This window comes from Rhodococcus sp. RCBS9, from assembly GCF_029457415.1.
Taxonomy (GTDB): domain Bacteria; phylum Actinomycetota; class Actinomycetes; order Mycobacteriales; family Mycobacteriaceae; genus Rhodococcus_F; species Rhodococcus_F qingshengii.
The window spans coordinates 4,713,840-4,731,701 of sequence record NZ_CP120422.1; the positions used below are offsets into that span (position 1 = coordinate 4,713,840).

Here is a 17,862-nt window from a genome sequence, read left to right on the forward strand (position 1 = left end):
CCCGACTTCCCCGCGGTTTGCCGGCTGGTTATGGATTGCTGCCGAGTGAGTTTTTCCGGTGTTCCGGAGGATGGGGATGACCGAGGTGACCGAGTTGGTGGAGCTGTCGGCAGATGCGGCGGGGTTGTCCCGTCAGGATCGGCTGGCACAGCTCCGCCGACAGATCGCGTCCATTCCCTCTCGCGGCGATACGTCGTTTTCGGGACCGAGTGTTTCCGTGGCTGGTGTTTCCGGGACAAGTGCAGCAGCCTTCGAGAGTGTTGCCGACCGGGAAATGCCGGTCGTGGACCGCGCGCACAAGGCTGGTGTTCTCCCAGTGCCGGAAGGTATCGGGGCATTGCTACCGCAGGGCGGTTTGGTGCGCGGAACCGTGGTGTCCGTCGAGGGCGCTGCTTCCTTGCTCTTGGGATTGGTCGCGTCGGTGACGGCGTCCGGGGGGCATGTGGCAGTCATCGGGCAACCTCGACTGGGATTGCTGGCGGCGTACGAGATGGGTGCGCAACTGGAACGTCTGGCGCTCATTCCGGCGCCTGGGCCGGATCCGGTCGAGATCGCTGCTGTGCTGCTCGACGGTATGGATCTGGTGATTCTGGGATTGGCGGGTGCGTCGGTATCCCCGTCGCGTGCGCGAGCGGTGGTGGCGCGCGCCCGGAGCAAGGGCTCGACTCTTGTTGTCACCGAAGGTCACTGGGACGGGGCCGAAGTTCGGTTGGACGCTCGGGTTCATGGTTACGGTGGGTTCGGTCAGGGCCGTGAGTTGGGGCGTGGTCGGCTCAGTTCCCTGAGCCTCGCGGTTCGTGCTCGGGGGCGCTCGTTCCAGCCCCGGACCACGCGTCTGGACATCTGCAGTGCAGCCGGGCGGGTCGAGTGGGTACCTTCCCGGCCGGTCGAGGCCGTGTCGGAGCAGGTGGTGTCGTCGCGGGTGGTGTCACTGTGAGCAGAGTTCTGGCGTTGTGGTGCCCGGACTGGCCGGCGGTGGCAGCGGCAGCGCTTGCCGATCTTCCTGCCACGCATCCTGTCGCAGTCACCTCGGGTAATCGGGTGATCGCATGTTCGGCGACGGCCCGCGCGGAGGGAGTGCGACGAGGCCTGCGCCGACGCGAGTCGCAGGCCCGCTGCCCGGAACTGTATGTGGCGATGGCAGATCCGGAACGCGACGCCAGATTGTTCGAGCCGGTCGCCGCGGCCATCGATGCGGTGGCACCGGGCGTCGAGGTACTTCGTCCTGGTTTGTTGGTGCTCAGTGCGCGAGGTGTCAGTCGGTACTTCGGTTCGGAGGAAGCCGCGGCGGAACGATTGGTGGATCAGGCATCTGCTGCGGGCGTCGAGAGTCAGGTGGGTGTGGCGGATCAACTGTCCACAGCGGTCATTGCCGCGCGCCGGGCAGCGCTGGTGCCGCCGGGGGAGGGGGCACGGTTTCTGGCGCCGCTACCCATGCCGGAGTTGGCGGCCGAGCCCAGTCTGTCTGCGCCGCATCGCGGGGAGTTGGTGGATCTGCTGCGCAGGCTCGGGATCAGAACCATCGGTGCTTTCGCGGATTTACCGGCAGTGGACGTCGCTTCGCGTTTCGGGGCCGATGCGGTGCTCGCGCATCGTGCGGCGCGCGGTGAACCCGAGCGGCCACCGTCGGCGCGGACGCTTCCGCCGGATCTGGAAGTGGAGCAGCATTACGATCCGTCGATCGAGCGGGTGGATGCCGCAGCGTTTGCCGGGCGCGCCTTGGCGAGTCTCCTGCACGACAAATTGTCGGCTGCCGCAGTGGCGTGCACCCGCCTGTCGATTTCGGCCAGCACGGGCAACGGTGAAAATCTTTCTCGGACTTGGCGTTGCGCCGAACCTCTGACACCGGAGGGAACGGCCGATCGAGTGCGATGGCAACTGGACGGCTGGCTCACCGGGCGCAGTGAGACCCGGCCGACCGCAGGCATAGCGGTGTTGCGTCTGGAACCGGTGGAGGTGGTCAGTGCCGGCGCTTTGCAGTTGGGGCTGTGGGGCGGTGTCGGCGACGAGGAGGAGCGGGCCAGGCGAGCATTGGTGCGCGTGCAAGGTCTTCTGGGCGGCGAATCGGTTCAGGTCGGTGTCCTGAGCGGTGGTCGAGGGCCCTCGGAGCGAATTACCCTGTTGCCCTTGGGTGATGAGCGGGTAGCTGCTCATGATCCGACAGCCCCGTGGCCTGGTCGTCTGCCGCAGCCGTCTCCGGGGTCGATCTTCGTCGACAATCCCAAGGTATGGCTGGAGGATGTGGCCGGCAACGCCGTGTACGTCACTGAGCGCGGTGTCTTCAGCTCGCAGCCGGGAAGGCTGAAGTGGGGGAGCAAGGAATGGGCAGTGCAGGGATGGGCCGGGCCCTGGCCGGTGGACGAGCGATGGTGGGACGCAGCCTCGGCGCGCACGGCCGCGCGGGCTCAGGTGCTGTTGGAGGAATCGCGGGCGTTGCTGATGATCTGTGAAGGCGGTGGATGGTCGGTGGAGGGCGTGTACGAATGAGCTCGTAGGTACAGCCAGCTGTACCGGACATGGTCGAGTCGACTGTACGAACAGTAGGGGCGCTGGCGCCATCGCACTGACGCCATCGGGCGCCTAGCGTTGATGACATTCAAAAACTCACTGTTGCAATGATTCTCGTCGTTGCAACTCTTCGCGAGGAGTGTCATGAAAACGGCGGGTCGAGCTGACGTTTCCGGAACCGATCGACTTCACTACGAGCCGATGGAGCTACGCGACGCACAACTTCTGGCGTACGACGAGACCGGCGAAGGCCGGATCGTGGAGGTGTTCGGCGATGTCGCCACAGCCGAGCACATCATGATCTTCGTGCCGGGCAACGACAACGGACTGGGAAACTACTTCGACGAGAACCGTCCGACAGGACCACGCGCGAGCGGATGGACACTGGGAAGGATGCTCCGAACGCTCGGGCCGAACGACCGCGTCGCGGTGATCGTGTGGGTCGGTTATCGGACGCCGTGGGGATTTCTCGAGTCGTTCTCCCGGACACTTGCAGAACTTGGTGCGATAGATCTGGCGCGGTTGACTCGTATCTTGCCGCGATCGGCGCATGTGACGCTCGTCGGACACAGCTACGGGGCCGTGGTGTGCGGACTCGCTCTCCCGTCGGCGCGAGTGGACGATTGCGTGGTGCTGGGTAGTCCGGGGATGGGGACCAGTTCGCGCGAAGACCTGTGCTTTGCCGGAAATCTCTGGGCTGCGCTTGGTCCGTCGGACTGGATCCGCTATTTCCCACGCGTCAAGATCGGCCGCATCGGCCACGGCCCGTCTCCAGTTCGGGCGCAGCACGGAGCCATTGTTTTCGGTACCGGAGCCGTTCGAGGGCATTGCGGCTACTTCGCCGATGCAAGCGAGTCGCTGCGAAACATCGCGAGGATCGGACTCGGTCGCTACGACGAGGTCACGCGACCAGGGGAGTTGCAGCCTCGGCTGACCGCGTCAGCAATCCGCGAGGACGGGTCTATCCTGGGAACTCGTGAGTGTCGCTAACGTACGAAGTGCCGGCGGGGTCCAGATCAGCTACCGCGATTCCGGCTCGCATCCCAGTGTGGCCGATCTGCCTCCGGTAGTCCTCGTGCACGGGATGGGCGGCGACAGCGGTACCTGGGACAAGTTCGCGCGGACCTTGCGATCACGCAACCGGCGAGTTGTCTCGGTCGACCTTCGCGGCCACAGCCGGAGCGCTCGTGCGTCGTCGTATCTGTTCGAGGAGTTCGCGGACGACGTCATGGACGTGTGTGATCATCTCGAACTCGAGCAGGTGGACCTGGTCGGCCACTCGCTCGGCGGGCACGCGGCGTCGTTGATCGCGCAGAAACGTCCCACTGCGGTGCGGAAGTTGGTCATCGAGGAAGCGCCGTTACCACTACGTGCGGGTGACCCGGAACAGGTGTTCGCGAGGAAATTGCCGAGTGTCCCAGAACTGTGGCATGCCACAACAAGTTTGGTGCGGCATCCGCGAGCCGCGTTGACGTTCGATCGCTCGATGACGCGGTCCGCGCTCGAGCAGTTCCGCCGACCGGATCCGCAGTGGTGGGATCGGTTGCCGCTCATCGAGGCTGACGTGTTGTTCCTGCGTGGAGGTCTGGGCGGGATGGTGGATCCTGTTCGCCTCGACGCTGTTGCAGCCACCGTCGCACGCTGCGAATTGGTCTCTTTCCGTACCGGCCACAGTGTCCACCGCGACGGTCATCGCCAATTCGAATCCGTTGTGTTGCCGTTCATTTCCTGAAAGCGCAATACTCGATCGGTGATGCCACGAACCCATCCGAAACGTGTGTGGCACCGAATGTACTTCCATGCATACCAACGGCAACGACTGGTCCGCACACGAATACGTCGACGCGGTAGCACGATCCGTTCACGGTGAGACAGTTCGATGGCCGCAGGGTCCGAGCACGGATGCGGTGATCGTTCTCCCCGTTCATGCCCGAAACCATCCGGGGAAGAACGCAGTTCTGCTCTGGAATCACGACTTCGGTTGGTCGTGGGGCGTCGAGGAGGCTGATGTGCGAAGGACGATTTCGATAGTCGACACTCTCGGCATCGGCCGGACACCGGATCCGCTGCGCTGTGCGGATCGGGTAATCGAGCTGATCAGTCAGGCGGTTTGCTCGAGCATGTGTAGCGAAGAGTGATTCGGTCAACTCTGGGGCGACAACGCCTCCGAGAGGACGACGCACGTGAACCCAGAGAACGTTCCAGCCTCGCATTGTCATTCATTGCCGCGCCGGACGTTCCTCGGTGGCGTCGGTGCTCTTGTCCTCGCCGGAGTGTCAGACGTCGCAACCGGCGCGGTGAGCGCGGCGTCGGTACAAGCAGCACCCGCCGATCGGTTTCCGCAGAAACCCAACATCGTTGTCATCGTCACCGATCAGGAACGCCGGCCGATGTACTGGCCCCAAGGCTGGGCTGAACAGAATCTGCCCAACCGCAAGAGGATTGCCGATCACGGGCTGAGTTTCGACCAGGCAGTGTGCAACACCGCGATGTGCTCGCCCAGTCGCAGTACGTTCTTCACCGGCCTCTACCCCGCGCAGCACGGGGTCACCAGAACGCTCACCGAAGGTGGCACTGTCTCACCCACCGAGCCACAGTTGCAGGTCTCCGAACAGAACATGGCAAAGCTGCTGGCGTCGGCCGGCTACAACGTCCAGTACCGGGGGAAATGGCATCTGAGCAAAGGCGTCGAGGGTGGTGATCCGACAAGCGAGGACGTGGCAGGATTCGGCTTCGAGGGGTGGATTCCGCCGGACGCGGGCCAGGACACCAATCCGGACCACTTCGGTGGCGGGTGCGCAGACCATGATCGCCGTGTCGCCGAGGAAGCTGTCGAGTTTCTCTCCGGACCCGCAGTCGCATCCGGACAGCCTTGGGCGCTGATCGTCTCGTTCGTGAACCCGCACGATGTCCTCGCGTACCCCCAGACGTGGAACGCGATGAACGGCACGTGCGACAACTACGGATCGGACGCGCCGGGCGCCTTCGAGCAGGGTATCGACTTGCCGCCCACCTTCGACGAGATCCTGGCGCTCAATCACAAACCGACAGCCCAGGTTCAGTCGGAACTGCTGTTGGCAGCCGGTCTCGGGCCGCTGCTCGGACCCGATCAGGCGCGCAACTACATCAACTTCTACGCCTATATGCACAAAGTGGTCGACGAACACATCGGCAGCGTGCTCGACGCGATCGAAGCCACTCCACAGATGCTGGACGACACGGTGATCGTTCGGATGTCCGATCACGGGGAGATGGGGATGAGCCACGGAGGTTTGCGGCAGAAAGTGTTCAACGCCTACGAGGAAACGCTGCGCGTTCCACTGGTCATCAGCAACCCCTTGCTGTTTCCCGAACCCGTTCGCACCGACGCCCTGGCGTCGTTGATCGACGTAATGCCCACTCTCGCCACGCTCGCCCAAGCGCCTGCGCGTCAATCGTGGAACTTCTTGGGTACCGATCTGACACCGGTCATCGTCGACGCCGCCGCTTATCCGCAAAGTCCCAGCGCGCAGGTTCAGGACACGATTCTGTTCACCTACGACGATCAGAACTGTGCGACGCCCGACGGTCAGAACATCGTCACGCAGCCCAACCACATTCGGTGCATACGCGAGAGCCGCTGGAAGTACACGATGTACTTCGATCCTGCGGGAGTTGCTGCGCCGCAATACGAACTGTACGACTTACAAGCCGACCCCTTGGAACTGAACAATCTCGCCAATCCGCTCAACATCGGTTCGTATCGGCCGGATCTGGCAGCTCAGATGAACGCCAAGCTCTTCGCAGTGATGGAGACCAAGGGTGTTTCCCTGAAGGAATAGATCGAATTTCGTCAAAACTGATTCACGTTTCAGTTCTGCGGGCATGCTGGTGGGGCATCTGTCTTCGGTTCGGGAAGAAGGAATGTCATGACTGTCACCTCGCCGGGGCGAGAAGGTTTCAGTTCTCTTCGGTCGGGAGGGTTGAACTGGGATTCGTTCCCACTCCGATTGTTCACCAAGGGAAACGCCAAATTCTGGAACCCAACCGACCTCGATTTTTCGCAGGATGCCCGTGACTGGCAGGAGCTGACCAGCGAACAACAGCGCAGCGCCACCTTCCTGTGTGCGCAGTTCATCGCCGGTGAAGAAGCCGTCACCGAAGACATTCAACCGTTCATGAAAGCAATGTCGACCGAGGGACGATTCGGCGACGAGATGTACTTGACGCAGTTCTGTTTCGAGGAAGCCAAGCACACCCAGGTGTTTCGGCTGTGGATGGACGAAGTGGGATTGACCAGTGACCTGCATTCCTACGTCGCTGACAATCCGTACTACCGGCAACTGTTCTACGAGGAGCTGCCGTCGTCGCTACGCATTCTCGAGACAGACCCCAGCCCGGTCAACCAGGTGCGTGCCAGCGTCACGTACAACCACGTCATCGAGGGCAGTCTGGCGTTGACGGGTTACTACGCCTGGCAGAAAGTTTGTGCGACGCGCGGAATCCTCCCTGGCATGCAGCAATTGGTGCGAAAGATCGGTGACGACGAACGACGGCACATGGCTTGGGGAACGTTCACCTGCCGAAGGCACGTCGCCGCCGACGATCACAACTGGGACGTCGTTCAGCAGCGGATGGGTGAACTCATGCCCATGGCCCTCGGAATGATCAACTGGGTCAACGATCAATTCGAGGTGCAGCCGTTCGGTTTGGACAATCAGGAGTTCCTCGAGTATGCCGCAGACCGTGCGCAGCGCAGACTTTCGGCGATCGAGTCTGCACGCGGGCGCGACGTCGCCGAGATCGACCTCGACTATTCGCCGGAGACCCTCGAGGAAAAGTTCGGGGCAGAAGATGCCGCTGCGATGAGTGAGGCGGCCAAATGACTGCGAATTCTATTGGGGCCAAGCCGAGTTCTGGATGACCTCGACAAAATCGATGTGCCGAAATCCCGGCACGAAATGTTCGAGTACGTCAGCGTTCACCGTCCCGAACGTGCTTTCGGGACGGTGCTTGAAGCCGTCGGTGAAGGCCTTCAAGATCTGATTCTTGAAATCCGGACGGGGGTGAGCCGCGGTGACGGCGTCGATGTCGGCCTGGTCGAGTTCGCTGTATCCGATTCCGAGTACATCGGTCTCCACACCCGCTGTCACCAAGGCGATTTCGGGCTCCAGCCGCGAGGGGACCTCGGGCGTCGTATGTAGAGCGATGCCTTCCCACACTTTGCGGATGTCGGTTTCGTCGACTTCGTAGCCGGTGAGGAATCGCCGCGCTTCGTCCGCGCTGTCCAATTCGAATCGCGCCTTACTGTCCCGGAATTTCTCGGTAAGCCCCAGGTCGTGAAACATGGCGCCGACGTAGAGCAATTCGGGGTCGGCGTGCAGTCCCAAACGCGCGCCTTGCAGCGATCCGAAGAGGAAGACGCGTCGCGAGTGGTGAAACAGTAACTCGGACGCCGTATCTCGGACGAGTTCGGTGGCGTCGGCAGCCATCTTCGAATCGGGGATTTTCACACCGGCAATGATCGTGTTCATCGGTACCTGCTCTGCTCGTCGCTGCTGCGAATTTCTCGGTCTGTCCCAGTGTCGGTCGAGCACGCACGCGGGCGCACCCTGATCTCGGCCATACTGTCCACAGATCAGGACGAAGGGGAGCGATCGTGACCGCAGTGCATCGAGTTGCCGTCCTGGTGTTCGACGGCGTCAAACTGCTCGACGTCGCAGGTCCGAGCGAGGTGTTCGCAGAGGCCAATCGCGGCGGAGCGAACTACGAGTTGGTGATCTGCTCGGTGGGTGGACACGATGTCGACTCGTCGACCGGCATGCGCATTCCGGTCGACTGTGACGTCGCAGATTCCGGTTCCTTCGACACGTTGCTGGTCATGGGTGGCGACGTGTTCCCGTCGATGCCGGTGAGTCCGGAATTGCGTGAGGCAGCGAGCGATCTGGCGAGACGTTCGGGTCGGGTTGCCTCGATCTGTACCGGGACATTCATCCTGGCGGCGAGTGGACTGCTCGATGGACGCCGCGCAACGACGCATTGGCAACACACGGCAACGCTGGCGCGCGCCTATCCGCAGATCACGGTAGTTCCCGACGCCATTTTCATCCAGGACGGCACGGTGTTCTCGTCTGCGGGTGTGACCGCCGGGATCGACCTCGCGCTCGCATTGCTCGAGCGAGATCATGGTGCAGAAATGGCCCGACGTGTCGCACAGCTTCTGGTGGTATTTCTCCAACGTCCAGGTGGGCAGTCACAGTTCTCGCCGTCGTTGAGCGGGCCGCGGCCCCGGGTGCCCGCGCTTCGCGCAGTGGTCGAGGCGGTGGCCGCCGATCCGGCGGGGGAGTACTCGGTCGACGAACTGGCTGCCCTGGCGCACCTGAGCCCACGGCATCTGACGAGGCTCTTTCGGGAAGAACTCGGTACGACGCCGGCCAAATACGTCGAGTTGATCCGTTTCGACTCCGCGAAAGCGCTCCTCGATGCCGGCCACTCGGTGACCGAAGCCGCGCAATTGGCGGGATTCGGCAGTTCGGAATCCCTACGACGAGCATTTTCGACGCATCTCGGAATCTCGCCGCAGGTGTACCGCCGTCGTTTTCAAGCTTTCGGCTGAGACTGACTTTCGTGCTTGCCTTGCGGCGGGCTCATGCCCTGCTTGTCGAGCCAGGCAAGGCTGTAGTCCGCGATCTCACGCCAGCCGTGGTCGATGGTCAGCGAGTGACCTCGATCGCCGAAGACCTTGTATTCGTTGATCGTCGGGGCCTTGGCGTACTTCTTGAACGAGCTGTCCGAACTGGCCTTCGGGACTGTGCGATCCTTGCCGCCGCCGATCATCAGGAGTGGCCCGCGGCGGGCGTTGAAATCTACTGCAGCGGGGCTGTGGGGCGCGAAGTTGGCGAGTGCTGCCTCGAACAACGGCCGACCAGGGGCGGGAATCGCATACTGCTCGAACAATGCGTCGGACTCGTCCTTGGACACGGCACTGGCGAAGGACTTGTGGAACGACTCTCTGTTGTGTGAGTACGCCTTCCGGTAGTTCCCGGGGTTGGACAGGACCGGGAAAACACTGCCCAGTTGAACGAGGGGAAGTTTCAACACCCCTTTGGGCTGAGCCGGGTCGATGGCAATTGCCGCGGTCGCCAACTTCTGGCCCAGCAGTTTCTGCGCGATCAAACCTCCGAACGAATGCCCCACCACGATCGGTGGCTCGTCGAGATCGGCTATCACCTTGGCGTAGTGATCCGTCACGTCCTCGATGCCGTGTCCCGCGATGTCTTCCGGGTGTTCACGCGTCTCACCCACGGTCGACGCGTCCCCTGGCCATCCCGGCGCCATTGTGGAGTACCCCTGCGCGCTGAAAACCTGCGCCCAGGGGTCCCACGTGGTCGGGTGCATCCAAAGTCCGTGGATGAACAGAACAGTCGGGTTGGACTTGGGCGACATGCGCGCTCCCCGCTATCGGACCGATGATCGATACGGGATGCCCGCTTTTTACAACCTCATTCACCGGCGATCCGATCCAAGGCAGACGTCATTGTCGGTCGTCCGTGATCAGGCGGTAAATGACGTACATGGCAAACCATGCCATCGCGACCGACGCGAGAACAAAAAGCACTTCGAAGAACACAACCATGTCAATTGCCACCTCACTGGTGAAGAAAACTGTTCGAGTATCGAACATATCGCAAGTAGTAGTTGCGATATGTCTGGGTGTCGCGATTGGCACAATGAGGCTATGAAGCAAAGGGGTCGAGCGGTCCGAACGGCCGTGATCGAAGCGACTGTGCGGAAGGTCGCTGAACTGGGACCGCAGTCGGTGACGATCGCCGCGATAGCGGTCGAAGCCGACGTTCATCCAACGTCGATCTACCGTCGATGGGCGACGGTCGACTTGCTGGTCGTCGATGCACTCCGAGAGTTCACCGATGCAGGTTTGTCGATACCCGACACCGGAACACTCGTCGGTGATCTTCGAACTTTTGCTCGACGTCTGCAAGATTGGCTCGCGACAGACACCGGATTGGCACTGGCCCGCACGGGTGTGATGCCTACTGATGACGCGGAAGTCCTGGCTGCGCGCGCACAGTTCTGGCGGACCCGATTCGATGCGGCAGCAGTCATGATCAACCGCGGAATCGAGCGCGGCGAGGTCCCGGACAGTACTGATCCAGACACTGTTCTCGCGGCAATAGCTTCGCCGATCCGTCTGGCCGCGATTTCCCAGAGCACAGAGCCTCGTATCGATATCGACAAACTGGTTGCACTTGTCGTCGGCGTCGATTCAAGAGTGAAATGATCGACGACATGGCACCAACTGGATCTGCGAAGGCGATGGCATTGTGGACGACTGCTTTTGTTGTCTCACAAGCGAATATTGCTCGCCTACTCGGGCCGGTGGCTCCCAAAGTATTGGAAGTGCAGACGGCGTTCTCCGCTCGCCGGTACGTCGAGATCTTGGACTCCATGGACGACGAGGCCACGGCACGATTTCGTAGTCACTACTACCCCGACTTCGTACATCCCGCGATCTACGCGATGGCTTTGCGGTCAGCGGGCACGAGGCTCGGGGAGCGGGTTCTCCTTTCCCCGGCAACTCGGCGCGCCCTTGCCGTAGTGCCGGTACTGTCGGCGGCCGGCGACTACGTCGAGAACGTGGTCGGACTCCATTTCCTCGATCATCGCGACAGGATCACCAACTCGAGGGTTCGCGCCGCTTCGACCGTCAGTATTGCCAAATGGGTGCTCGCACTCGGAACTCTCGGATATTTGTCGCAGGGTTTTGTCAGAGTATGGGTATCGCGAAAATGAGGAGCACTGATGGCAGTCGAACTCGATACCGAATACTTCGCTGACGGAGCAGAGTTCCGTCGATGGCTGTCCGAGAACCACGAGGTGGTCCCCGGCCTTTGGCTGAAAATGGCCAAGAAGACCTCGTCGCACAGTTCGATCGACTACGACCAAGCGTTGGACGTTGCCCTGTGCTTCGGCTGGATCGACAGCCTCGCACGGCGAATCGACGACGATTTCTTCGTACAGAAGTTTTCGCGACGCACCGCGCGGAGTCCGTGGTCCAAACGCAACGTCGAGATAGTCGCCCGCCTCGACGCTGCGGGACTTCTCGAGCCTTCCGGCATCGCCGAGATCGAGAAGGCCAAGGCCGACGGTCGATGGGATCGCGCGTACGAGGGATCAGCCAAGGCCGAGGTCCCGAAAGACTTTCTCGATGCGCTCGCGGAAAACCCGAAGGCTCGTGAGTTCTACGCGACGCTCAATTCCACCAACCGATTCACCATCGCGTACCGACTGCAGGAGGCAAAGCGTCCGGAGACGCGAGCCAGGCGGATCGAGAAGTTCGTGAACCAGCTTGCGGAGGGCAAGAAGTTCTATTGAGCTGCCGTGTCACTGGGCCACAGGTACTTGCGAATCGACACCCAGCGAGGCTGACACAATGGGCCTCGTGATCGAAGCCGAAACCTGTTCCGCACTGTCTGCTGTCGATGAGCCGCTGGCAGGCAGCGCTGCCGTCGTGCGGGGCTGGGTATGCCTCGAATTCAATGTCGCGTGGGGTCGTGACGTGTTGGACGGTACGGCCTTGGGGGAGGACCTTGCCGCCGAGCTGAGCCGCCGAGCCGATGCAGCGAACGTGCGAATCATGTTCGTTCGGCGACCCGGGCGTACCGATCCGATGACTGATGGACACACCGTCCTGCTTGCGCGCTCCGATCCGAGCGACTCATGGTGTGAAAGGTTGCACATCGATTCGCCGATGGAATTACTCGACGTCGATTTCTTCTTGTTGGATGGGCCGCCACCAGGACTGGGCGAGCAAGTGACCGAGCCAGTCGTATTGGTTTGCGCACACGGCAAGCGCGACCAGTGCTGCGCTGTATTCGGCAGGCCGATCGCCGCAGCGCTGATGTCGTCCTTCGGACCCCAGGTGTGGGAGTGTTCGCATACCGGCGGGCACCGATTCGCGCCGTCGATGATCCTGTTGCCGAGCGGCAATACGTACGGCCGTCTGTCGGCAAGTGAGAGTGTCACGGCCGTGGAGGTGGCTTCCCGAGATCAGGTCCATTTGCCAGGCCTGCGTGGACGGAGTTGTTGGTCTCCTGCGGGGCAGGCTTCGGAAATTGCTGTGCGACAGCAAATAACCTGCGGAATCGACGACTTGGCTGTCATCGAGCAGGCGAGTGACGGGACATGCGTCGTCGCACATGTGGACGGCCGGCAATGGGCCGTGGAGACTGCAGTCTCCGAACTCGCGCCGCGTCCACCGAGTTGCGGCGCGGCGCCCAAGCCGGTCAGGCCGGTTGTCGTCACGTCGATTCGAGACCTGTGATTTCATCGTCGGTTTTCTACGATCAGTCTCGATGAACTCGGGTGTGGGTCATCGCTACTGCAACAGGAGCGCAATGACTGCGGGCGGTAATTGACGTTGTCCGAGGAGGTTTACGCGTTGGCATCCGTCGAGTTCGACTGCCATCCGCGTGCCGCCCGATCCGTCGGGACGAAGTACGTCGATCGAAGCGATGTGATGGGCGACGAGATCGCATGGGCCTGCAGGTGGCGCGGTGGATGCAACCTCCATCAGATCAGTACTCTGCTGGCGTGACAAGCGGATTCGGGACTCGGGCAGCGGCGGTTCGGTGGAATAGCGGCACACCAGTAGTCTGCCGACGTCGGAAATCGGTGTAGCCAAAGCTGTTTCCGTCAGTGGGCGCGCGTGAGTGTCTTCGTGTTCTGCCATGCGACTCATGTCAGCTTCAGTGGTCGTCGCGAACGGTTGTCCGATCGACTCCGCGCAGGTTCCGGCGTCATCGGAGGAGATGCCGTCGACCGGATGCTGCGCGCGGCTGATCTCATGTAGTTGGCTCAGGGCTGCGTGTGGTTTCTCTTGCAGTCCGCAGGGCGCGGTCGGCCAGGTAGGGCGTATGGCTGCTCCTGCTTCGTCTACCAGCCACAAACCGGCTGGCGGGACGAGACGGTACGCGCAGTCGGCCCGGACGTTGGCAGGAAATCGACGAGACTGTTCGCGGAATGCATCGTCCACCGCGTGGATGTCCCCCTCGAGGCGTATGGAGTCGATGGTCAACCCACCGTCGGACGTTTCTCCGCGTTCGCATCGAACAACGGCAACGGGGCTGAAATCAGGAGGCGGGTAACCACTTCCCTCGGGGCGAAGTGCGATGCTGCTGTCGCGTGCCTCGGGGGCTACGAGCGCGGCGGTGATATCAGGGGCGAGGCAGTCTGCCCGATCGACCGCCGTCGCGACCGGTGGAGTGAAAGATTCATAGTCTCGAACGCCGGTCCAAACCAACGCAACGGCGACGACACTGACGACGACGATAAAGACCCCAGCTGTGAATCGTCCACTCATACATCGACACTATGTGCTTTTGCGATGGATTGAGGCGAAGTCTCGACCATTGCGGCTGCGACGTAGCATCGCTGCTATGACAGTCGATTTGGTTGCGCCTGACGAGGCCTTGTGGGTGTCCTGGTTGGAGTCGCGTGACGAGTGGGGTGGACCGCAGGCGGATCAGCCCGGTTCGGCGTTGGGAGTTGCGCAACGTCTGGATCTGGACCTTGCATCACGCGATGGATTCGGGCAGTGGGTTCAGGAGTTGTTGGCGCAGCCCGAGGCGTTGCCGGGGCCCGACATTGTCCCGGCAACCAACTGGTGGATCGTGCGAGACGGCAGGTATCTCGGTGCTATCCAGTTGCGACACAGCTTGAATGAGTTCTTGGCTGATCTTGGTGGTCATATCGGCTACGGGATTCGGCCGTCGGAACGGCGGAAAGGGATAGCGTCGGCTGCTCTGCGGGAAGTGCTCGCGTATGTCGGCGACCCGGTGGGGCTCAGTCGCGTCCTGATTACCTGCGACGAAAGGAACCCGGTTTCGCGTAGGGCAATCGAAGCGTGCGGGGGTTTACTCGAGAGCGTGCGCCCAGCTGATCAGTTGTCCCGCAACCTCGGCCATTCGGGAGACACGCTTCGCTACTGGGCGGCCACGGGCCGGTCAAGCGCCAGTTGACCGTTTTTGACCGTCAACGGGAAGTCGCGGTCGCAGGGTAGGCGACACGGGACGCGATGCTTTCGCTGAGGTCGTGGATTTCTGCGGCGAGGACGTCTCGGCTCTTCGTGTCCGACTCGTGAACGAAGGTTGTCGATCCCAGTGTGGCACCGCAATATTCGATGATTCCGCGTTCGATCTGTGTCCGGAAGGCCTCGTACACGCCGTGTCGGTCGAAACTCTCGGCGTCGTCACCTGCGACTGGAATCAGGTGGACGGTGAGTCGGTCCAGTTTCTTCACGAATTCGCTTCCCGGGGTGAATTCGTACGCCCATCCGCTGACGAAGACTCGATCGATCCAACCTTTGAGTAGTGCGGGCATCGACCACCAGTACATCGGAAACACGAGAATCAGATCGTCTGCACGATCGATTCGGTCCTGCTCGGCTACAACGTCGGCCGGGGGAGTCCCTTTGCCGCGGAACAGGTTCACATCGGCTTCGGCAAATCGGGGATCGAAATTCTCGGCATGTAGGTCCGCGAAGTCGACGTCGCCGCCCAGGTCGCGGATCGCGTCGGCGGTAGAACGGGCGACATGCTGGGTAAGTGACTGGGGATCGGGGTGGGAGACTACGACGAGTGTGGTCATGAGCGTCCTTCGGTAGATGGTGCGCTTATGTACTAAGAGTAGGTTACTATTGGTATATAGCGCAAGGAGGTGTCCGATGGCACGTACGAGACTGTCGCGAGCCGGCAGGTACGAACAACTCGTGGAGGTGTCGTGGGCATTGGTGCGAGAGGAGGGTGCGGACGCGCTGACCCTTGGTCGGTTGGCTGAACGTGCCGGCGTTGCAAAGCCAGTTGTATACAGCCATTTCGCCTCTCGCGCCGCGTTGTTGGCAGCGCTCTTCAAGGAATTCGACGATCGTCAGACTGTGATGCTCGAGGAGTATCTCGATGCCGCGGATGAGTCTCTGAACGGACGCGCGAATGCCATCGCCGACTCCTACGTCGGATGTTCGCTGGCGCAGGGGCGTGAACTGACGGGTGTGCTTGCAGCGCTGGAGGGTTCGCCCGAGCTGGAGCGGGTCAAGCGTGAATCGGAACACGCCTATTCCGAACGATGTCGGGAGGTGCTGACTCCCTTTGGTGCGGGCGGAGGACTTGCGCAACCTTCGATGACCGCAATATTCGGTGCTGCAGAGGCACTCTCGCATGCGGCGGTAGCGGGAGCGCTCTCGCCCGACGATGCTCGAAGCGAACTTGCCGCACTGATAGTCGCGGTGGTCGGCCGGACCTGAGGTCACCGGTTATCTTGGTGCCCATCCAATTCGACGCGCTCACGCATGGATTCGGATATCGCTGTCAGAGTTCTGACGAACTCGTCGATCGCGGGAGCAAGTGGAGGTTTGCCGTAGGTTGCGACGGAGACAGTGCGTCGCTCGCCGGGAATGCGGTGTGCGCGGATACTCGGGTTCTGATGTGCCTGGAGGGCGAGGGCCGGAAGGGTGCTTACCCCGCTTCCGGAGGCGACCAGGGCTTGGACGGCGACGTAGTCGTCGGTCTCGAACTCGATCCGCGGAATGAATCCAGCTCGATTGCAAGCGGTGAGGAGGTGGGCTCGGCAGCTCGGGCAACCGGCAATCCAGGTCTCACCGGCGTAGTCCGTGATCTCGTTGGTGGCATCTGCATTCCGTGCAGAGGTGATCAGGTACAACGGATCTTCCAGCAAAGTCGTCTGCGCGACCTGCTTGAGCCCGACTTCAGGGGTGTCCTCGTGCGCGAAGACAACAGCTACGTCGACATCGTTGTTACGAAGCAGTGCAAGTGCTTTGGGTGGTTCTGCATCAACGAGGCTGATGGACACGTCGGGGTACTGGGACGTGAACGCTGCCATCGCCTGCGGAATCAAACTCGCCAGGGCTGACGGGAATGCGGCCAGTCGTACCCGCCCGGCCCTCAGTCCTGCGTACGTCTGGACTTCGGCTACCGCTGCGTCGACGTGGCCGAGGATCTCGGTGGCTCGCCGAACCAGCACTGCGCCGGCGTCCGTGAGGCGCAGTCCACGACCCGCTCGCTGGAACAGTGGAACCCCGACTTCCGATTCGAGCTGTCGAAGGTGGTGACTGATGGAGGGCTGCGCGTAACCGAGAGAATCGGCGGCGGCTGTCACCGATCCTTCCTGTGCAACAGCGACCAGGACCCTCAGCCGAATTAGATCGAGCATGCCAAAATCATAGAAGATTTCGATGCTTTGGACGAAAACACGTATTGGATCTATGAATCGGTGTTTGGCAGGGTGAATCACATGGCACCGGCATCTGATCTCACGGCATCAAACCAGCTACATCCACCCGTATGGGCAGACATCGAGCGTGCCAGTCAGGTCGTCCGACGGCATCTACCGGTCACGCCCCTGATATCGCACCCGACGTTGGGTGCGGGCTCGTGCAGCCAATTGTTCGTCAAACACGAGAACGTGCACCCCACGGGTGCGTTCAAGGTTCGCGGCGGACTGAACCTGGTGGCAGGACTGGATGAGGCGACGCGGGCGCGGGGGATTGTCGGATACTCGACCGGAAACCATGCTCAATCCTTGGCGTATGCCGCAGCGGGTGCGGGCGTGCGGTGTGTGATCGTCATGCCGGTTGGGGCGAATCCAGTCAAGGCTGACGCTGTCCGCATGCTCGGAGCCGAGCTCATCGAGCACGGTGTGAACTTCGACGAGGCACGTGCTCACGCCGATTTCATCAGCGAACGTGACGGCCTGCGTCTCGTGAGCGCCGCCAATGAGCCGGCAATCCTTGCCGGTGTTGCCACGGCCTACGTCGAACTCCTCGAACAACAACCTGATCTGGACGCGGTGGTGGTCCCAGTCGGTGGCGGCAGCGGTGCGGCGGCGGCGTGTCTCGTCGCCAGTGCGCTTGCACCGCACCTGGAGGTCTTCGCGGTGCAGTCGGAGGCTGCGCGAGCGGCACACGACTCGTGGACTTCCGGCACCTGTGTCGAGCGCCCGAACACCACCCGTGTCGAAGGGCTTGCGACCGGTGCCGGGTTCGCACTCACTCAACGTGTCTTGCGTGAACGCCTCGGGGGATTCCTGCTCGTCACGGACGACGACATCACCCTCGCGCAGCGGGCGTTGCTCTACGACGCTCACACTTTGAGCGAAGGCGCCGGTGCGGCCGCACTTGCTGCGGTCTATGCGCATCCGAACACCTTCGCTGGCAAGCGCGTTGCTGTTGTCTGCACGGGCGCCAATGCCTCCGAGAGTGAGATCCGCAGGGTCGTCGGCTGACCGATGGCATGATCGGAACCATGGGCCAGTTTGGTAGGGCGGCACCAATTTTGCATCGCG

20 protein-coding genes are annotated in these 17,862 nt (G+C 61.9%); 15 read left to right on the top strand and 5 right to left on the bottom strand.

The genetic code is table 11. The features are described 5' to 3' along the window. The first annotated feature begins 76 nt into the window (after window positions 1-76). The 7 genes from P0M12_RS22075 (at window position 77) to P0M12_RS22105 (ending at window position 7,373) form a co-directional block, all read left to right on the top strand. Window positions 77-937 carry a hypothetical protein gene (locus P0M12_RS22075; RefSeq protein WP_007727491.1) on the top strand — a complete coding sequence of 287 codons (861 nt, stop codon included), beginning with the start codon at window positions 77-79 and terminating at the stop codon, window positions 935-937. Continuing rightward, entirely contained in the window at window positions 934-2,487 is a 1,554-nt protein-coding gene (locus P0M12_RS22080) for a DNA polymerase Y family protein (protein WP_003940966.1), read from the top strand. The genes P0M12_RS22075 and P0M12_RS22080 overlap by 4 nt, the downstream gene beginning before the upstream one ends. 165 nt (window positions 2,488-2,652) lie before the next feature. Then, entirely contained in the window at window positions 2,653-3,498 is an 846-nt protein-coding gene (locus tag P0M12_RS22085) for an alpha/beta hydrolase (protein WP_054188134.1), read from the top strand. Continuing rightward, window positions 3,485-4,240 (top strand): alpha/beta hydrolase, encoded by a 756-nt coding sequence (locus tag P0M12_RS22090; protein WP_277376818.1) that lies wholly within the window; start codon window positions 3,485-3,487, stop codon window positions 4,238-4,240. Before P0M12_RS22085 ends, P0M12_RS22090 begins: the two co-directional genes overlap by 14 nt. A 67-nt stretch (window positions 4,241-4,307) precedes the next feature. Further along, complete coding sequence (locus P0M12_RS22095) at window positions 4,308-4,646, top strand: DUF6292 family protein (protein ID WP_064443375.1); 339 nt, start codon at window positions 4,308-4,310, stop codon at window positions 4,644-4,646. A gap of 45 nt (window positions 4,647-4,691) precedes the next feature. Beyond that, window positions 4,692-6,329, top strand: a complete 1,638-nt coding sequence (locus tag P0M12_RS22100; RefSeq protein ID WP_277376819.1) for a sulfatase-like hydrolase/transferase — start codon at window positions 4,692-4,694, stop codon at window positions 6,327-6,329. A gap of 87 nt (window positions 6,330-6,416) precedes the next feature. Next, the gene (locus tag P0M12_RS22105; RefSeq protein ID WP_003940790.1) at window positions 6,417-7,373 is read left to right on the top strand and encodes a R2-like ligand-binding oxidase; all 957 of its coding nucleotides are present in this window, start codon (window positions 6,417-6,419) and stop codon (window positions 7,371-7,373) included. A 9-nt stretch (window positions 7,374-7,382) separates the two neighbouring features. Here P0M12_RS22105 and P0M12_RS22110 read toward each other — a convergent pair whose 3' ends face one another. Next, the gene (locus tag P0M12_RS22110) at window positions 7,383-8,021 is read right to left on the bottom strand and encodes an HD domain-containing protein (RefSeq protein WP_277376820.1); all 639 of its coding nucleotides are present in this window, start codon (window positions 8,019-8,021) and stop codon (window positions 7,383-7,385) included. 125 nt (window positions 8,022-8,146) lie between these two features. Between P0M12_RS22110 and P0M12_RS22115 the strand changes: the two genes are divergently transcribed. Continuing rightward, window positions 8,147-9,103 carry a GlxA family transcriptional regulator gene (locus tag P0M12_RS22115; RefSeq protein WP_007727480.1) on the top strand — a complete coding sequence of 319 codons (957 nt, stop codon included), beginning with the start codon at window positions 8,147-8,149 and terminating at the stop codon, window positions 9,101-9,103. Here P0M12_RS22115 and P0M12_RS22120 read toward each other — a convergent pair. Beyond that, window positions 9,088-9,933 carry an alpha/beta hydrolase gene (locus P0M12_RS22120; protein ID WP_003940761.1) on the bottom strand — a complete coding sequence of 282 codons (846 nt, stop codon included), beginning with the start codon at window positions 9,931-9,933 and terminating at the stop codon, window positions 9,088-9,090. The genes P0M12_RS22115 and P0M12_RS22120 overlap by 16 nt on opposite strands. Before the next feature lie 292 nt (window positions 9,934-10,225). Between P0M12_RS22120 and P0M12_RS22125 the strand changes: the two genes are divergently transcribed. Genes P0M12_RS22125 through P0M12_RS22140 form a run of 4 tightly spaced genes read left to right on the top strand, consistent with a single transcriptional unit; the run spans window position 10,226 to window position 12,829 of the window. Continuing rightward, a complete protein-coding gene (locus P0M12_RS22125) occupies window positions 10,226-10,786 on the top strand; it encodes a TetR-like C-terminal domain-containing protein (protein WP_037129117.1) in 561 nt (186 codons plus the stop codon). An 8-nt stretch (window positions 10,787-10,794) separates the two neighbouring features. Beyond that, window positions 10,795-11,298, top strand: a complete 504-nt coding sequence (locus P0M12_RS22130; RefSeq protein WP_210378274.1) for a hypothetical protein — start codon at window positions 10,795-10,797, stop codon at window positions 11,296-11,298. 9 nt (window positions 11,299-11,307) lie between these two features. Next, window positions 11,308-11,880 (top strand): YdeI/OmpD-associated family protein, encoded by a 573-nt coding sequence (locus P0M12_RS22135; RefSeq protein ID WP_003940957.1) that lies wholly within the window; start codon window positions 11,308-11,310, stop codon window positions 11,878-11,880. Window positions 11,881-11,938: 58 nt separating this feature from the next. Then, window positions 11,939-12,829, top strand: coding sequence for a sucrase ferredoxin (locus P0M12_RS22140; protein ID WP_277376821.1), 891 nt, complete (start codon window positions 11,939-11,941; stop codon window positions 12,827-12,829). 54 nt (window positions 12,830-12,883) lie between these two features. Here the strand turns inward: P0M12_RS22140 and P0M12_RS22145 are convergent, their stop codons facing one another. Further along, window positions 12,884-13,867: a hypothetical protein gene (locus tag P0M12_RS22145; RefSeq protein ID WP_003940911.1), complete on the bottom strand. Its 984-nt coding sequence runs from the start codon at window positions 13,865-13,867 to the stop codon at window positions 12,884-12,886. 76 nt (window positions 13,868-13,943) lie between these two features. Between P0M12_RS22145 and P0M12_RS22150 the strand changes: the two genes are divergently transcribed. Then, window positions 13,944-14,525, top strand: a complete 582-nt coding sequence (locus P0M12_RS22150; protein ID WP_277376822.1) for a GNAT family N-acetyltransferase — start codon at window positions 13,944-13,946, stop codon at window positions 14,523-14,525. A 13-nt stretch (window positions 14,526-14,538) separates the two neighbouring features. On the opposite strand, the gene P0M12_RS22155 is transcribed toward P0M12_RS22150, so the two are convergent. Continuing rightward, window positions 14,539-15,153: an NAD(P)H-dependent oxidoreductase gene (locus P0M12_RS22155; RefSeq protein ID WP_003940783.1), complete on the bottom strand. Its 615-nt coding sequence runs from the start codon at window positions 15,151-15,153 to the stop codon at window positions 14,539-14,541. A gap of 76 nt (window positions 15,154-15,229) precedes the next feature. Here P0M12_RS22155 and P0M12_RS22160 point away from each other — a divergent pair, with 76 nt between their 5' ends. Beyond that, entirely contained in the window at window positions 15,230-15,805 is a 576-nt protein-coding gene (locus P0M12_RS22160; RefSeq protein ID WP_042449699.1) for a TetR/AcrR family transcriptional regulator, read from the top strand. A gap of 2 nt (window positions 15,806-15,807) precedes the next feature. Here P0M12_RS22160 and P0M12_RS22165 read toward each other — a convergent pair whose 3' ends face one another. Beyond that, the gene (locus P0M12_RS22165) at window positions 15,808-16,731 is read right to left on the bottom strand and encodes a LysR family transcriptional regulator (protein WP_277376823.1); all 924 of its coding nucleotides are present in this window, start codon (window positions 16,729-16,731) and stop codon (window positions 15,808-15,810) included. Between the two features lie 81 nt (window positions 16,732-16,812). Here P0M12_RS22165 and P0M12_RS22170 point away from each other — a divergent pair, with 81 nt between their 5' ends. Further along, window positions 16,813-17,802, top strand: a complete 990-nt coding sequence (locus P0M12_RS22170; RefSeq protein WP_277376824.1) for a pyridoxal-phosphate dependent enzyme — start codon at window positions 16,813-16,815, stop codon at window positions 17,800-17,802. Window positions 17,803-17,862 lie beyond the last annotated feature (60 nt).

Bases quoted from the DNA above. Each gene is read 5' to 3' on its own strand.
- P0M12_RS22075 (WP_007727491.1), top strand. From the start codon at position 77: ATGACCGAGGTGACCGAGTTGGTGGAGCTGTCGGCAGATGCGGCGGGG.
- P0M12_RS22085 (WP_054188134.1), top strand. From the start codon at position 2,653: ATGAAAACGGCGGGTCGAGCTGACGTTTCCGGAACCGATCGACTTCAC.
- P0M12_RS22095 (WP_064443375.1), top strand. From the start codon at position 4,308: ATGCATACCAACGGCAACGACTGGTCCGCACACGAATACGTCGACGCG.
- P0M12_RS22105 (WP_003940790.1), top strand. From the start codon at position 6,417: ATGACTGTCACCTCGCCGGGGCGAGAAGGTTTCAGTTCTCTTCGGTCG.
- P0M12_RS22110 (WP_277376820.1), bottom strand. From the start codon at position 8,021: ATGAACACGATCATTGCCGGTGTGAAAATCCCCGATTCGAAGATGGCT.
- P0M12_RS22120 (WP_003940761.1), bottom strand. From the start codon at position 9,933: ATGTCGCCCAAGTCCAACCCGACTGTTCTGTTCATCCACGGACTTTGG.
- P0M12_RS22125 (WP_037129117.1), top strand. From the start codon at position 10,226: ATGAAGCAAAGGGGTCGAGCGGTCCGAACGGCCGTGATCGAAGCGACT.
- P0M12_RS22130 (WP_210378274.1), top strand. From the start codon at position 10,795: ATGGCACCAACTGGATCTGCGAAGGCGATGGCATTGTGGACGACTGCT.
- P0M12_RS22135 (WP_003940957.1), top strand. From the start codon at position 11,308: ATGGCAGTCGAACTCGATACCGAATACTTCGCTGACGGAGCAGAGTTC.
- P0M12_RS22140 (WP_277376821.1), top strand. From the start codon at position 11,939: ATGGGCCTCGTGATCGAAGCCGAAACCTGTTCCGCACTGTCTGCTGTC.
- P0M12_RS22145 (WP_003940911.1), bottom strand. From the start codon at position 13,867: ATGAGTGGACGATTCACAGCTGGGGTCTTTATCGTCGTCGTCAGTGTC.
- P0M12_RS22150 (WP_277376822.1), top strand. From the start codon at position 13,944: ATGACAGTCGATTTGGTTGCGCCTGACGAGGCCTTGTGGGTGTCCTGG.
- P0M12_RS22155 (WP_003940783.1), bottom strand. From the start codon at position 15,153: ATGACCACACTCGTCGTAGTCTCCCACCCCGATCCCCAGTCACTTACC.
- P0M12_RS22160 (WP_042449699.1), top strand. From the start codon at position 15,230: ATGGCACGTACGAGACTGTCGCGAGCCGGCAGGTACGAACAACTCGTG.
- P0M12_RS22165 (WP_277376823.1), bottom strand. From the start codon at position 16,731: ATGCTCGATCTAATTCGGCTGAGGGTCCTGGTCGCTGTTGCACAGGAA.
- P0M12_RS22170 (WP_277376824.1), top strand. From the start codon at position 16,813: ATGGCACCGGCATCTGATCTCACGGCATCAAACCAGCTACATCCACCC.